A 14,660-nucleotide genomic window follows, 5' to 3' on the forward strand; every position below is an offset into this window, starting at 1 on the left:
GAAATTATGAAATCAAGTTTAGTCATCGCAACGTTAATTTTATCGTCATTTCTTTTCGGACAAGAAATTAAATGGTTATCCTTAGAGGAAGCGTCAAAGGAAATCAAAGCACATCCAGAAAAACCTGTATTGATTAATTTTTATACTACTTGGTGTGGATTCTGTAAGCGTTTAGACAAAGAAACCTTTGCAAATGCTCAAGTTTCAGAATATGTAAACAACAATTATATTGCTGTAAAATTTGATGCAGAAACAAAAGATATGGTGAAATTCATGGGAATTCAATATACATATATTGCTCCTGCAAAAGCGAATTATTTGGCTTATGCGCTAACAAACGGACAATTGAGTTATCCTGCTACTGTATTAATTAATGGCAAAGGAGATATCAATAAAATTGTTTTAGGTTATCGTAGTTCATCTGATTTCATAACTGATATCAAAATTTAATTAAGAAATAACCTTGTGTAGAGGTTTTCCATAAAACAGAATCGAATTTATTTTCTAATTCTGAAACAACAGAAGGGTAGTTGCTGGCATCAGCAATTACCCTTTTTAATTGACTATTTTTTTCGAATGAATATGAGTTAGACTGATGAATCAACACATAAAAAGGAAGATCAGAAATATCGGAATGTTCTTCATTTAATAAGAGTTTAAATGATTTAGTTTCGATTGAATGTGGATGTTTGATAAAATATTGATGTCGAAAAGATGAATGATAAGAATAGAAATCTACTTGTTTAATTCGTTGATGAATTTTATAAGGTTTAATCGTAAAATTATACGTTTTTTCGTCTAAAGGTTTTTCGCTTAGAACAACTAAATAACGTTGATTTCGTATTCCAATTATACTATTCTTGTATTGATTAAAAACGATTAATTCATTCGACTTATTCAATTGATAAACGTGGTACAATCGTTCCATTTGAATCACCAATAAACAAGTCAAGCAAATGAATAAAGCAGTTGTCGATTTTTTGAGGAACAATGGTTTCAGAAAATATAAAATAACGCCAATCAACATTGCTGTGAATAGACTAATGTAGACTTCTTTTGCTATAAAATTAAAATCAGATAACCAATAAATGTATTGATTAATGATAGAAATAAATTGATTAAAAACCCACGTATAAGCTGGAATTTCGACCTTAATGATAATTAAAACAATACTAATTATTCCGCCACAAATCATAAAAAAAGAAGCAGGAATCAATACTAAGTTTCCAAATAAAAACAAGCCAGAAAACTGATTAAAATAGAAAACAGAAACAGGTAATGTACCCAATTGAGCAGATAAACTTGTTGATATCATAATCTTTATTTTCTTCAGAAAACTATTTTTCACTTTCCAAAAATGTTCGAAAATTGGATTAAGCCATACAATAAAAAAGACAGCCGAAAAGCTTAATTGAAAGCCAACATCAAACAAAAGATTAGGTTGAAACACCAAAATAATGAATGCAGAAAGCGAAAGGGTGTGGTAAATATTTTTAGGACGATTGAGTAATTCGCTGATATAATAAATAGAAATCATCAATGCAGAACGAAAAACAGGCGGTTGTAATTCAACATAAAATGCAAAGAGCCAAATACAAATCAAACTGATAATAATTCTAACTTTACAACCATATTTTAAACTTAATAAAGGTTGCAAAACGAATTGTAGGATCATGAAAATCATCATCACATGAAGTCCAGAAATTGATAAAATATGAACGACTCCAGTAGCAACATAACTTTGATTAAGTTCTTGAGAAAGTTCTGTTCTATCGCCCAAAAGCATCGAAGAAATAATAGCTCTACTTTCGAGCGAATAACCTTGTTTGGTTAATTGTTCTCTAATGATAACTTTCGATTTTGCAGACCAATTTCGAAAACCTTTTCCTTCTTTGTGAATAGAAATTATTTCGTTTGCAACTAATTGTGAATAAGTTCTTTTTCTATTTAAGAAACGTTTGTAATCAAATTGAAAAGGATTTAGAGGACCTTGAATTTCGGTTTCTTGACCATATACAATCACTTCATCATTTGGATATAATTTTGTTTGTTGAGATTTTAAATGAAGTAAAATTTGTTTGTTATTTTCAATGTCCTTAACAATATAATTTGTGTATTTTTCAGTTGAATTTGAATTGTAGTAGACTTTTAAGAGATGAGCTTTTGAGTCGGATTCAATGATATTTTTTGAATATTGATTATAATTCTGGTGAATATAATAGCCTAAAATAGGCGAAATGATTAAAAAAGGAATGATATTTTGACGATTCTGATTATTTAATAGGGAGATAAAAAGAAGAATAATCAGTAGAAAAAATATAATTCGTAAATTTGTAGCAGGAATTAATAATTCAGAAATAATTATTCCAATTGAGAAACAAATTGTTAGGATAAAGAATAGATATTTTTTCACCCCAATAATTTAAGACAATATTTATAAATAGTAGGTTTTAATCATTTGTAAATGAGTTGATTAAAAAAATAGAGAAATGAAGAAAATTATTATACTAATTGTGTTATTTTTCACTCAAGTAGCTATGGCACAGATTGATGTGAAGTTAACAATTACAAATCTTAAAAAAACGAAGGGAAATCTGGCAATTGAGTTTTATAGAAATGTAGAAAATTATACAAAAGGTCAAAATGCATTCAAGAAATTATATATTCCTGTTGCTGAGATTGATAAATATGAAACGGTTTTTAAAGATATCGAACCTACTTTTTATGCCGTAAAAGTGTATTTAGATACCAATAACAACAAGAAACTTGATAAGAGTTTTTTAGGGGTTCGTAAAGAACCTTATGGTTTTTCGAAGAATTTAGATCCTATTTTAAGGGAACCTACTTTTGAGGAAGCAAAAATAGAAATGACGGAAGAAAATAATACGATTTCAATAAAATTGAATAATAATAAAGGCGATGATTAACCACGTCTTTATGGATTAAAATTTAATCGAAAAGCCTAAATTCAATCCGAATAAAGAAGGATTTTTGGTATCTACATTTTTCAAAGGATTAATCATATACCTATAATTTGGTTCAAGATTTATACTTGATTTATTCGATAAATTATACTCCAATTTAACACCAGCATTTGCGCTATAACTTGTATTGTTCAAGTTATTTGCTTCACCCAACTTGTATCGAGATTTTGTGTTGGTATCTGCCAAAGAAATGGAGTTTTTTGTAAGAATATAATAACTTCCTCCCGCTGTTGCAAGAAGGTTAAACTTTTCGAAACTTGCTAATTTGTATTCTGCTTCTACAGGAACTTCAATGTAATTAATTTTTTGTTCCATGTTATTTGTTTCAGAAGAAAGCATAGTCATCATTGTACTTTGAGAGGCATTATTGGCAACTACTCTAATATTAGTGTGATAATTAATGTTATTAGATGATTTTGGAGCGTTTGCAGAAAGTGCAGAAATCCCAGTATTGATTCCAGAATTAACATTTGTTGTATGCTGTTGTAACTCCACTTTAGCAATACCAGAACGGATGTTTAAATTTTTATTTATTCGAACCGAAACTTTTGCACCATACGCAACTGTAATGCTGTTTTTGATGTTATAATCGTTAAATTCATTCGCTAAAATAGACTTTGAATCTAATATTATGGTTGGATTAACATAAGAAGAAATGGCCAGAATAGGCGCTTTAGGTTTGATTTCTATTTTTTCCTCTTCTTTTTTATTCTTTTCTTCTTCAAGAACCAATTCTAATGGTTTTTCGTCTTGATTTTTTAGGATAGTATTTTGCTGAAAATTATTTCCTTTCTCACTAAAAGAGTTATTCTTTTGGTCTGATAGCTCGTTTTGGAAAGAATTATTTAGGGGAAATTTTTGTGTTTGATTTTCTTCTTTTTGATTTGTAGTAGAAAACAACGTTGACTTTTTATTTAATTCATCAAAATATGAATTTGGTTGTTTAGTCATATTATCATCTTGTGGAAGATTGTTTGTTGTTGAAGTTACTGGATTTTTAAAAGAATTTTTCTCCTCTACATTTTCATTTTTATTTGAAAAGTTTTGATTAGAATTTATGTTAGTTTTTACAATTTCATTCGTTGGAAACGGATGATTTGTAGTCGCATCATTTTGATTAAAATAATAATACACCGAAATTCCAGCAACCAAACATGCTGCAGTAGAACTTATCCAATAAAAAATCGGAACAATACGTTTTTTCTTCTTTTTTTCCTCTAATTTTTGTTGAATATTTTTCCACGCATCTGTCGGTGGTAATTGTGGTTGAGAGAGTTTATCTTTAATATGTTGATCTAATTTGTTCATTTGTTGACAGTTTTTGAAAGGTTGAGTTTTTGTTTTAATAAATTTCGCGCTCTTGATAAGTTTGATTTTGAAGTTCCTACCGAAATGTTTAACATTTCTGCAATTTCTTGGTGTGTAAATTCTTCAAAAACATAGAGGTTAAAAACTTGCCTGTACTGAGGTGGAAGATTATGAACAACTTCTAATAATTGTTGATAATCAAAATTATCCTCAATATCTTCGTCGTCATCTTGTGTTATAATGAGTTTTTCATAGTCTTCAAATGGTAAAGTGTTTTTCTTTTTTAATTTCTCTAAATTGAGATTTACCATTATTCGTTTCATCCATCCTTCAAACGATCCTTCAAATTTGAATTGGTTAACCTTATTAAAGATATGAATAAATCCCTCTTGAAAAATATCTTGCGCATCTTCGTAACTTTCGGCATAGCGAAGACATATCGAGAACAAAACAGGTGAAAATTCAAGATAAATTTCTTCTTGTGCTTTTCTATTTTGTTCTTGACATTGCTTGATTAAATATTCAAGAGAGTCTTTATTCAAACTTATTGGACTTTATTTTTCTTTGATATCTAAAATGATTGAATCATAAATAGGTTTGTTTGATTCAATATTATTTCCTGTCCAGAATTTTAAGGTATATTGCCCAGCTTCTTTAGGAGTAAAATTTAATGTTTTTGTTTCTGAAGTAAGTTCTTGTACACATGAAGAACCGCTTGCTTGACTTGCATAAACTCCAATATGATGTTTAAATTTTGTATCTCCACTTAAAGAACTAAATTGAATAAAGTTCTGACAAGAATTTGCTTTTTGATAAGTTACATGAATGTTTGTTGTTTCTCCAACAGGCTTAATCGAGTCTTCGTGGACATAGATATCAGTTGTAGGTAAAAAACCATAATTTGTAAAATCTCCATCATCATCTAAACAGCTAAAAGTTGATAATCCTATAGCACTAACCAAAGCAAACATGCTTAATTTCTTCATTAATTTCATTGGATGAGTTTTTTAATTGTTATAAATGTAAGATTACAATTTTTTAAAATGGTTGCGTTTTAAATTTAATTTTAACACTATAAAATTAAAAATCCTCTTGAGAATCAAGAGGATTGCTTTGTTAGAAAAGGTTGTAAACTTTAAGTTAGGTCAATCCGAAACATTTTTAATAATAGACTGAATGACATCTATAGACTACAAGATTACAAAATCAATAAAAGGTTGCGTCAATCTTTTATTTTTCTCTTCATTTATTTTTTAAATCCTCTACGATTAAATTTGCTGTTCTTTCTGAAGCGCCAATTCCTCCAAGTTTATGGTACAACTCTTCGTAATCTTGAAGGATTTTATCTCGTTTTGGTGAATTTAATATCAGATTTAATTCTCGTTTAATATTTTCGTACGTTAAGTCATATTGTATTAATTCTTTTACGACTTCTTCATCCATAATTAAATTGACCAATGAAATAAAACGAATATTTTTCACTACACGTTTTCCGATCTCATACGAAATTGCATTTCCTTTGTAACAAACCACTTCAGGAACTTTTAACAAAGCTGTTTCTAATGTTGCTGTTCCCGATGTAACCAAGGCTGCATGTGAAATACGTAATAAATCGTAGGTTTTATTTTCAACAATTTTCAATTGATTTCCGACAATTTTTTTATAATTTTCTGATGGTTGAGAAGGAGCTCCTGCCACAACAAACTGATAATCTGGAAAATCTTTTTCTACAGAAAGCATCAAGGGTAATTTGACTTTAATCTCTTGTGTTCGACTACCTGGAAGCAAAGCTATAATTGGTCGTTCGTCTAAATTGTGCTCTTTTCGAAATCGTTGTTCATCAATTGCGGGAAGATGATTGAGCGAATCTAACAAAGGATTTCCTACAAAATCGACTTTATAATCATAACGTTGATAAAATTCTTCTTCGAACGGAAGAATGACAAACATTTTATCGACAACTTTTTTAATTTTATGAACTCGTCCCGTTTTCCAAGCCCATATTTGTGGCGAAATGTAATAGTAAACTTTAATTCCAAGTTTTTTTACAAACTCGGCAATCCTTAAATTAAAACCAGGATAGTCAACTAAAATTACCGCATCAGGTTTATAGGTTTCGATGTCTTTTTTGGCAACAGAAATATTTCCTAAAATCGTTTTCAAATTCATTACAACTTCAGCAAACCCCATAAACGCCAAATCTCTGTAATGTTTGACTAAAGTTCCGCCTTGCGCTTGCATCAAATCTCCTCCCCAAAACCTAAATTCGGCATGTGGATCTTTTAATTTTAATTCTTTCATTAAGTTCGATGCGTGTAAATCGCCCGAAGCTTCACCTGCAATGATATAGTATTTCAATGGAAATCATTTTTCTTCTTACAAAGATAGGAGAAATCTATAAGTGGAGTAGATTTCAATGTTTTTTATTGCGTAAATTTACTCTTTCAAAGAAAGAAAAATGTCAGACGAGATTATAAATAAAGTTGCCAATAGTAGCTTAGTCACAATTGATTTACAGGATTATTATCCTGATGGAGATCGTGTTGTTTTTGACTTGAAAGATTGGTTATATGAAGAATTGATTCTTAGAGAAAAAGATTTTAGAGAAAATCTGAAAAATCATGATTGGTCACAATATCAAGATAAATATGTTGCATTAACGTGTACAGCAGATGCAATTGTTCCGTCTTGGGCATATTTGTTGGTCGCAACATACTTGTCGGGAATAGTAAAACGCGTTGTTCACGGAAGTTTAGAAGATTTGGATACGATTTTGTACACAGAGATTGTCGATCATTTACCTTATGATGATTATGTCGATGGAAAAATAATTGTAAAAGGATGTTCGCACAAACCCGTTCCAGATTCGGCTTATATTCAATTAATAGAACGTTTGCAACCTATTGTTAGTTCGTTAATGTTTGGTGAAGCATGCAGTACCGTTCCACTTTATAAAAAGAAGAAATAAAAAAAATCCGCTCATTGAGCGGATTTTTTACACAACAATAAATCGTAATTTATTGATTAGTTCTGAAAACTAATTTATTATCTCCTGGTTTTTCTTCGAAATAATCGATTAAAACCGCATCATTATCATTAATAGAACCTTTCAAAATTTCTTTTGATAATTCGTTTAATACATCTTGTTGAATGACTCTTTTTAGAGGTCTTGCTCCAAATTGAGGATCATATCCTTTTTTCGCTAAATATTCTACAGCTTCTGGTGTAATATCTAATGTGATGTCTCGTAGTGCTAATTTTTTAGCCACTCCATTCAAATAAATAGATACAATTCCAGAAATTTGGTTTTCACTTAGCGGACGGAATAATATGATTTCATCAATACGATTTAAAAACTCTGGTCTAAAATTTTGTTTTAACTCATCAAAAACAAGTTGTTTTGTTTCATCATAAATCTGTGGGACATTGTTTTCGTCAATATCAGCAAATTTGTCTAAAATTGTATGCGAACCAAAGTTAGAAGTCATGATGATAATTGTATTTTTAAAGTTGACCACACGACCTTTGTTATCTGTCAAACGACCATCATCTAAAACTTGTAACAAAATATTGAAAACATCTGGATGCGCTTTCTCAATCTCATCTAACAAAATAACCGAGTAAGGACGACGACGAACCGCTTCTGTTAATTGTCCACCTTCATCATAACCTACATAGCCCGGAGGTGCCCCAACTAAACGAGAAACCGCATGGCGTTCTTGATACTCAGACATGTCGATACGCGTCATTGCATTTTCATCGTCAAACAAGAATTCGGCTAAAGCTTTTGCCAACTCCGTTTTACCAACCCCGGTAGATCCTAAGAATAAGAACGAACCGATTGGTTTTCCTTCGTCGCTAAGACCTGCACGAGAACGGCGAATGGCGTCAGAAACAGCTGTAATAGCTTCTTCTTGCCCTAAAACACGTTTGTGTAATTGGCTTTCTAAATTCAATAATTTTTCACGATCAGATTGCATCATTTTTTGAGCAGGAACACCTGTCCATTTCGAAACAACTTCTGCGATATCATCTGCATCAACAAATTCTTTCACCAATTTGTTGTGTTTGTTTTCTTCTAAATTTTTCTCAGCTTCTTCTAAATCTTTTTTGGCATTGACTAAATCTTCAAATTCTAATTTAGATGCTTTTGCATAATCGTATTCACGTTTTGCACGTTCGATATCAAATTTGATATTTTCGATATGTTTTCTCAAATCCTGAACTTCATCAGCACGTGTTCTTTCTGCTTCCCATTTCGAGTTCAATTGATTTCTTTCATCTTGAAGATTTGATAATTCTTCTTTCAAAAGATTCAATTTTTTCTCATCATTTTCACGTTTTATCGCTTCAATTTCAATTTCTAATTGAATAATTCTTCGGTCTAATTTATCTAAATCTTCTGGTTTAGAATTCATTTCCATACGTAATTTAGAAGCTGCTTCATCCATCAAATCAATCGCTTTATCTGGTAAAAAACGATCTGTGATATAACGTGTTGATAATTTTACAGCCGCAATAATAGCTTCATCTTTGATGCCTATTTTATGATGTTGTTCGTATTTATCTTTAATACCACGCAAGATCGAAATTGCAGATTCTTCATCAGGCTCTTCTACCATTACTTTCTGAAAACGACGCTCTAAAGCTTTGTCTTTTTCAAAGTATTTCTGATATTCATTCAACGTTGTAGCTCCTATTGAACGTAATTCACCACGAGCCAAAGCTGGTTTCAGAATATTAGCTGCATCCATAGCACCTTCTCCACCACCACCTGCACCAACAAGTGTATGAATTTCATCGATGAATAAAATAATTTCACCATTTGAAGAAGTAACTTCTTTTACAACAGCTTTTAATCGCTCTTCAAATTCTCCTTTGTATTTTGCTCCCGCAACTAAAGCACCCATATCCAATGAAAAAATTTGTTTGTTCAAAAGATTTTCGGGTACATCACCATCAATAATTCGATGAGCCAAACCTTCTGCTATAGCGGTTTTACCTACACCTGGTTCACCAATTAGAATTGGGTTGTTTTTTGTTCGACGAGATAGAATTTGTAAAACACGACGAATTTCTTCATCACGACCAATTACAGGATCTAATTTCCCTTCTTTTGCTAAATCTGTTAAATTTTTAGCGTATTTGTTTAATGAATTATATGTTCCTTCTGCATTTTCAGAAGTTACTCTTTCTCCGTTTCTCAATTCTGTTACTAATTTTTTTGTGTTCTCGAATGTTACACCTTTATTTTTTAATAACTGACTAACAGGTGAACCATTCTTAATTATACCTAATAATAAATGTTCTAATGTGATAAAATCATCATTCATTCCTTTTGCAATTTCTTTCGCTGATTGCAAAATTTGGTTAGATGAATTGGAAAGATGATTCCTTTGTTGCCCTTCAATTTTAGGGTATTTATTGATTTCAAGATCTAATTCTGGTTTTAATAAATCGAATTTGACACCTTGTTTTTCTAAGATTAATGATAACACATTTTCATCAACATCAATCATTCCTCCTAAAATATGAGCAGGTTCTATCGCTTGATTTTTATGTGCAACTGCGATTTGTTGCGCGGCCTGAATTGCTTCTCGACCCTTTATTGTAAATTGATTAAAATCCATTGACCCTTAGTTTTTTATATTTGTTTTGTATGGTTTTATTCCATCAAAAAAAATTCCAAAGTAGATAAGATGTTAAAAAACTGACTTTTTGACCTTATTGAATAAAAAAAGGAGACATTTTGACAATGTCTCCTTTATGATTTTGGTTAATACTGACTTTAAAACAAACCTTCTACAGATAAATAACGTTCGCCTGTATCATAGTTTATCGTTATAATTTTAGCTTCATTTCCTATTATATCCAATTTTTTAGAAACAGCAGCAAGAGATGCACCTGTTGAAATTCCAACAAATAAACCTTCTTCTTTAGCAACTTTTTTGGTGAATTCAAAAGCTTCTTCTTTTGTAATTTGAATTGATTGATCAACAATAGTTAAATCTAAGTTTTTCGGTAGAAATCCAGCTCCAATTCCTTGAAGAGCATGTGGACCAGGATTTCCTCCTGAAATCACAGGTGAATCTGTTGGTTCTACAGCAAAAACTTTAGTTGAAGAATTCGCTTCTTTTAATGCTTTTCCAATACCAGAAAGATGTCCTCCTGTACCAACACCTGTAATTAAATAATCAATTCCTTGAGGAAAATCTGCAAGAATTTCTTTGGCTGTTGTAGTATAATGAATAGTTGGATTTGAATTATTTTCAAATTGTTGTGGAACCCAAGCTCCTTCTATGTTTTCAGCTAATTCTTGTGCTTTTGCGATTGCACCTTTCATTCCTAATTCTTTTGGAGTCAAAACAAATTCAGCTCCATAAGCTTCCATTATTTTTCGGCGTTCAATCGACATTGATTCTGGCATTGTAATAATCATTTTATAGCCTTTTACTGCAGCTACAAAAGACAATCCAATACCAGTATTACCTGAAGTAGGTTCGATAATTGTTCCTCCAGGTTGTAAAATACCTGCTTTTTCAGCATCTTCAATCATTGCCAAAGCTATACGATCTTTGATTGATCCTCCTGGATTTTGTTTCTCAATTTTTATGTATACATGATGATTTGGAAATAATTTATTCAATTTGATTATTGGTGTATTTCCAATGGTTTCTAAGATATTATTATAAATCATTTTGATAGATTTTTAGATGATATAATCGTGATGTTGTTCAATTTTTTGCTTCTTTATTTGTGGTTTATTTTCTTGATAAACAATCGAATTATCTTCGATACTTTCTGTAATCCAAACATTACCTCCAATTATAGAGTTTTCACCTATTACAGTTGTTCCACCTAAAATAGTAGCTCCAGCATAGATTGTTACATTATTTTCGATGGTTGGATGACGTTTTTTATCCGCTAAATTCTTCGAAACATAAAATGCTCCTAAAGTTACACCTTGATAAATTTTAACATCATCCCCAATAATAGTTGTTTCTCCAATTACTATTCCAGTACCATGATCTATATAAAAGTTTTTTCCAATTGTGGCACCAGGATGAATATCAATTCCAGTTTTAGAATGTGCGTATTCTGAGAAAAAACGTGGTAGAATTGGAGTGTCCAGTTTGAATAAAATATGAGCTAAACGATGGATAGCGATTGCAAAAAAACCAGGATAGGCTAAAATAATTTCTATTTCGGATTTTGAAGCAGGGTCATTCGCATAAAAAATGTAAATAAGATTTTCTAATTCTTGTCGTAGTTGCGTAAATTGTTCAAAGAAATAAAGACTAATTTTACTTGATTTTTCTTCTGGAACAATTTTTAGCAAAATAGTATTGAATTGATTTAACAAATCTTCTTTTCTGTAAGTTGAATTTGGTTGCTGAAAAATTTCATCGTAAATGATAGATTCAATTATTGGTTCTAAATCCGCTTTGTTGAATGGTAAACTATATTTTGAGAAATGGGTCATTTTACTTTATCTATAAACTCTATAAAAATAGTAGACAAATGTATTCATTTTTTTAGGTTTCTGTATAAAAATATGCTAAAAATCTTTTTTTTTGATAAATATGAAATATTTATATGGCGATTATAGATGGGAAATAATACGTTGTACCGACTTGAATAAATAAAATTATACACTATTTATTTAAAAAATTAATAACGTTTAAATATTTAAAGAACAAATGTTTAAATGTGTTTAAGCATTTAGTTTAAACGATTTGTATAAAAAATAATACTTAGCGTTTTGTTTACACCAAAAAAGAGTTACTTTAGTGAAATAAATTTTAAAGGATAAAAATATGAAAAAATCAATTTTATTCGGATTATTCTTTATGTTGACATCTTTAATGTATGCGCAATCACCGATTGGAACATGGAAAACAATTGATGATGAAACAAAACAAGCGAAGTCTTACGTAGAGATTTTCGAGAAAGATGGAAAACTGTATGGTAAAGTCACTAAGATTTTAACAAAAGGAAAAGAAGACGCTAAATGTACAGATTGTTCAGGAGCGTTAAAAAATAAACCAATTTTAGGAATGCAAATTCTTACAGGTCTTAAAAAAGATGGTAAAGAATGGAATGGAGGAAAAATCCTTGATCCTAATAATGGAAAAGAATACAAAGCAAAAATGTCATTAAATGGTAATGACAAACTTGATGTAAGAGGTTATATCGGAATTTCTCTTGTTGGAAGAACGCAAACTTGGCATCGAGTTAAATAAATCAAAACAAAAACGAAAAGGTTACTCTGAGTAATCAAACCACAAAATTTACTCTATAATGACTATTTCTTAAAAAGAATAGTCATTATTTTTTTTGCTTAAATTTGCAAAGTCAAAATTATTATTTTGATGATTAAAAATATAAAATGAGTTTAACTAAAAGAGCGTTCAACTACGCTAAACCATATAAAAGTTCGTTTATTACAGCGATCATTTTCAACTTACTTTACGCACTTTTCAATGTTGTTGCATTAGCTTTTATGATGCCAATTTTGAGCGTTTTATTTGGTGAAGAAAATAATGAAGTTGTCACGAAACCTATCTATTCGGGTAAATTAGATGATTTGAAGCAGTTCTTTTCTGATTATTCGGCTTACTATATGAATGAAGTTTCTCAAACAGAAGGACCTATTTATGTGTTGGCAATTTCGTGTGTCATTTTTATAGTCGCTTTTTTATTCCGAAATATTTTTAGTTTTTTATCGGAAACATGTTTAGTGGATTTACGTTCAGGTGTTACACGTGATTTACGTGTTGATATTCACAACAAAATTATCGATTTGCCTGTTGCATATTTTACTGAAAAACGAAAAGGAGATATGATTAATCGTATTTCGAGTGATGTGAATGAAGTAGAATCAAATATTCTCAATTCGATTGTCGAAATTGTTCGATCGCCAATTATGATTATCGTTTTTGTAGGTGTACTATTTACAGTTAGTTATCAATTGACCATATTCGCTATTTTAGTTTTTCCTATTATGGGGACAATTATTTCCTTGATCGGTAAAAGCTTAAAAAAAGCTGCTGCTCATGCACAAGATGAATTATCAAACATTATTACCTATGTGGATGAAACGCTGACATCTCTAAAAATCATTAAGATTTTTAATGCTGAAGACCAAGTGAAAGGACGATTTGATGAATCGATTAATCGTTACAGAAAATACCTTCAAAAGGTTATGAAAAAGAGAGCTTTAGCTTCGCCTACAAGTGAGTTTTTAGGTGCGGTTACAATTGGATTGATTGTATTTTTTGGAGGAAAATTATCATTAGAAGGAAATGGATTAACAGGTTCACAATTCATTTTTTATATTGCTACTTTTTACACTTTATTAGACCCAATTAAAAAGTTTTCGAAAGCTTTATCAGATGTTCAGAAAGGAGAGGTTTCTGCTCAACGAATCTTTGAAGTTTTGGATGCAGATGTATCAATTCAAGATTTACCAAATGCAAAAGGAATTGAAGCTTTTGAAGATAAAATCGAGTTTCGAAATGTAACATTCGCCTATGGAAAACATGATGTCATCAAAGATTTTAATTTAACAATAAATAAAGGAGAAACAGTTGCTTTAGTTGGGCAATCAGGTTCAGGAAAATCGACTTTAGCGAATTTAATTACGCGTTTTTGGGATGTAAAATCTGGCCAAATATTAATTGATGGAATTAATATTAAACATATAAAACTACACGATTATCGCTTATTATTTGGATTGGTAACGCAGGATTCTATCCTGTTTAATGATACTATTTTTAATAATATTTCATTGGGAGATAAATCGCCAAGTGAGGAGAAAGTTGTGAGTGCTGCGCGAATTGCTAATGCAGAAGAGTTTATAATCAAAATGCCAGAAAAATACCAAGAGTCGGTAGGAGAGGGTGGAAGCAAACTTTCTGGTGGACAAAAACAACGTTTAAGTATTGCGCGTGCAGTTTACAAGAATCCACCAATTATGGTTTTGGATGAGGCGACTTCGGCATTGGATACTAAATCGGAGAAATTGGTGCAAGTTGCCTTAAATAATATGATGCAAAATCGTACTTCTTTGGTTATTGCGCACCGTTTATCTACAATTCAGAATGCAGATAAAATAGTGGTGATGGAAGCTGGAAAAATTATTGAAGAAGGAAATCATCATTCATTAATAGAGAAAAAAGGTGTTTACGCAAATCTTGTAAACATGCAAAATTTTGAATAGCCATGTTCAAGTTATAAGTGCAACTGGCCAAGTAGATTTTAGTTTTTCGATAGGGCTAATATAGCCAAGCTTTCTTACTCTTCTATTGTTAATTAATTTTTCTATTTGTTTGATTCTTAGGTTACTTACTAAATTCAGGTCTGTTT

At 30.7% G+C, this 14,660-nt stretch carries 13 protein-coding genes and 1 pseudogene; 5 read left to right on the forward strand and 9 right to left on the reverse strand.

Annotated elements, in window-relative coordinates; translation table 11 throughout:
* Positions 1-6: 6 nt before the first annotated feature.
* Positions 7-450 carry a thioredoxin family protein gene (locus IF125_RS06695; RefSeq protein ID WP_225541941.1) on the forward strand — a complete coding sequence of 148 codons (444 nt, stop codon included), beginning with the start codon at positions 7-9 and terminating at the stop codon, positions 448-450.
* On the opposite strand, the gene IF125_RS06700 is transcribed toward IF125_RS06695, so the two are convergent.
* Positions 440-2,413, reverse strand: a complete 1,974-nt coding sequence (locus IF125_RS06700) for a ComEC/Rec2 family competence protein (RefSeq protein WP_225541942.1) — start codon at positions 2,411-2,413, stop codon at positions 440-442. The two genes, IF125_RS06695 and IF125_RS06700, sit on opposite strands and share 11 nt — an antisense overlap.
* A gap of 76 nt (positions 2,414-2,489) precedes the next feature.
* On the opposite strand from IF125_RS06700, the gene IF125_RS06705 reads away from it, so the two are divergent.
* Positions 2,490-2,927, forward strand: coding sequence for a DUF2141 domain-containing protein (locus IF125_RS06705; protein WP_225532481.1), 438 nt, complete (start codon positions 2,490-2,492; stop codon positions 2,925-2,927).
* 15 nt (positions 2,928-2,942) lie between these two features.
* On the opposite strand, the gene IF125_RS06710 is transcribed toward IF125_RS06705, so the two are convergent.
* The 4 genes from IF125_RS06710 to lpxB form a co-directional block, all read right to left on the reverse strand.
* A complete protein-coding gene (locus tag IF125_RS06710; protein ID WP_225541943.1) occupies positions 2,943-4,292 on the reverse strand; it encodes an outer membrane beta-barrel protein in 1,350 nt (449 codons plus the stop codon).
* On the reverse strand, positions 4,289-4,834 hold the full coding sequence (locus tag IF125_RS06715) for an RNA polymerase sigma factor (protein WP_225541944.1): 546 nt from the start codon (positions 4,832-4,834) through the stop codon (positions 4,289-4,291). Before IF125_RS06715 ends, IF125_RS06710 begins: the two co-directional genes overlap by 4 nt.
* A gap of 12 nt (positions 4,835-4,846) precedes the next feature.
* Entirely contained in the window at positions 4,847-5,287 is a 441-nt protein-coding gene (locus IF125_RS06720) for a hypothetical protein (protein WP_225541945.1), read from the reverse strand.
* A 247-nt stretch (positions 5,288-5,534) separates the two neighbouring features.
* Positions 5,535-6,650, reverse strand: a complete 1,116-nt coding sequence (lpxB, locus tag IF125_RS06725; RefSeq protein ID WP_171622746.1) for a lipid-A-disaccharide synthase — start codon at positions 6,648-6,650, stop codon at positions 5,535-5,537.
* 100 nt (positions 6,651-6,750) lie between these two features.
* Between lpxB and IF125_RS06730 the strand changes: the two genes are divergently transcribed.
* Positions 6,751-7,260: a DUF2480 family protein gene (locus IF125_RS06730; protein WP_225541946.1), complete on the forward strand. Its 510-nt coding sequence runs from the start codon at positions 6,751-6,753 to the stop codon at positions 7,258-7,260.
* 49 nt (positions 7,261-7,309) lie between these two features.
* On the opposite strand, the gene clpB is transcribed toward IF125_RS06730, so the two are convergent.
* From clpB to epsC, 3 genes are all read right to left on the reverse strand, one after another.
* Positions 7,310-9,922, reverse strand: coding sequence for an ATP-dependent chaperone ClpB (gene clpB / locus IF125_RS06735; RefSeq protein ID WP_225541947.1), 2,613 nt, complete (start codon positions 9,920-9,922; stop codon positions 7,310-7,312).
* 158 nt (positions 9,923-10,080) lie between these two features.
* Positions 10,081-10,989, reverse strand: coding sequence for a cysteine synthase A (cysK, locus tag IF125_RS06740; protein ID WP_225541948.1), 909 nt, complete (start codon positions 10,987-10,989; stop codon positions 10,081-10,083).
* A gap of 12 nt (positions 10,990-11,001) precedes the next feature.
* Positions 11,002-11,775, reverse strand: a complete 774-nt coding sequence (epsC, locus tag IF125_RS06745) for a serine O-acetyltransferase EpsC (protein ID WP_225541949.1) — start codon at positions 11,773-11,775, stop codon at positions 11,002-11,004.
* Positions 11,776-12,109: 334 nt separating this feature from the next.
* Between epsC and IF125_RS06750 the strand changes: the two genes are divergently transcribed.
* Both IF125_RS06750 and IF125_RS06755 read left to right on the forward strand, forming a co-directional pair.
* Positions 12,110-12,535 carry a DUF2147 domain-containing protein gene (locus IF125_RS06750; protein WP_225541950.1) on the forward strand — a complete coding sequence of 142 codons (426 nt, stop codon included), beginning with the start codon at positions 12,110-12,112 and terminating at the stop codon, positions 12,533-12,535.
* Between the two features lie 146 nt (positions 12,536-12,681).
* The gene (locus IF125_RS06755; RefSeq protein WP_225541951.1) at positions 12,682-14,514 is read left to right on the forward strand and encodes an ABC transporter ATP-binding protein; all 1,833 of its coding nucleotides are present in this window, start codon (positions 12,682-12,684) and stop codon (positions 14,512-14,514) included.
* Between the two features lie 6 nt (positions 14,515-14,520).
* On the opposite strand, the pseudogene IF125_RS14385 reads toward IF125_RS06755, so the two are convergent.
* A pseudogene (locus IF125_RS14385) lies at positions 14,521-14,660 on the reverse strand (IS30 family transposase); the annotation flags it as partial.

The sequence above is a fragment of the Empedobacter stercoris genome (genome assembly GCF_020281205.1).
Classification (GTDB): Bacteria; Bacteroidota; Bacteroidia; order Flavobacteriales; family Weeksellaceae; genus Empedobacter; species Empedobacter stercoris.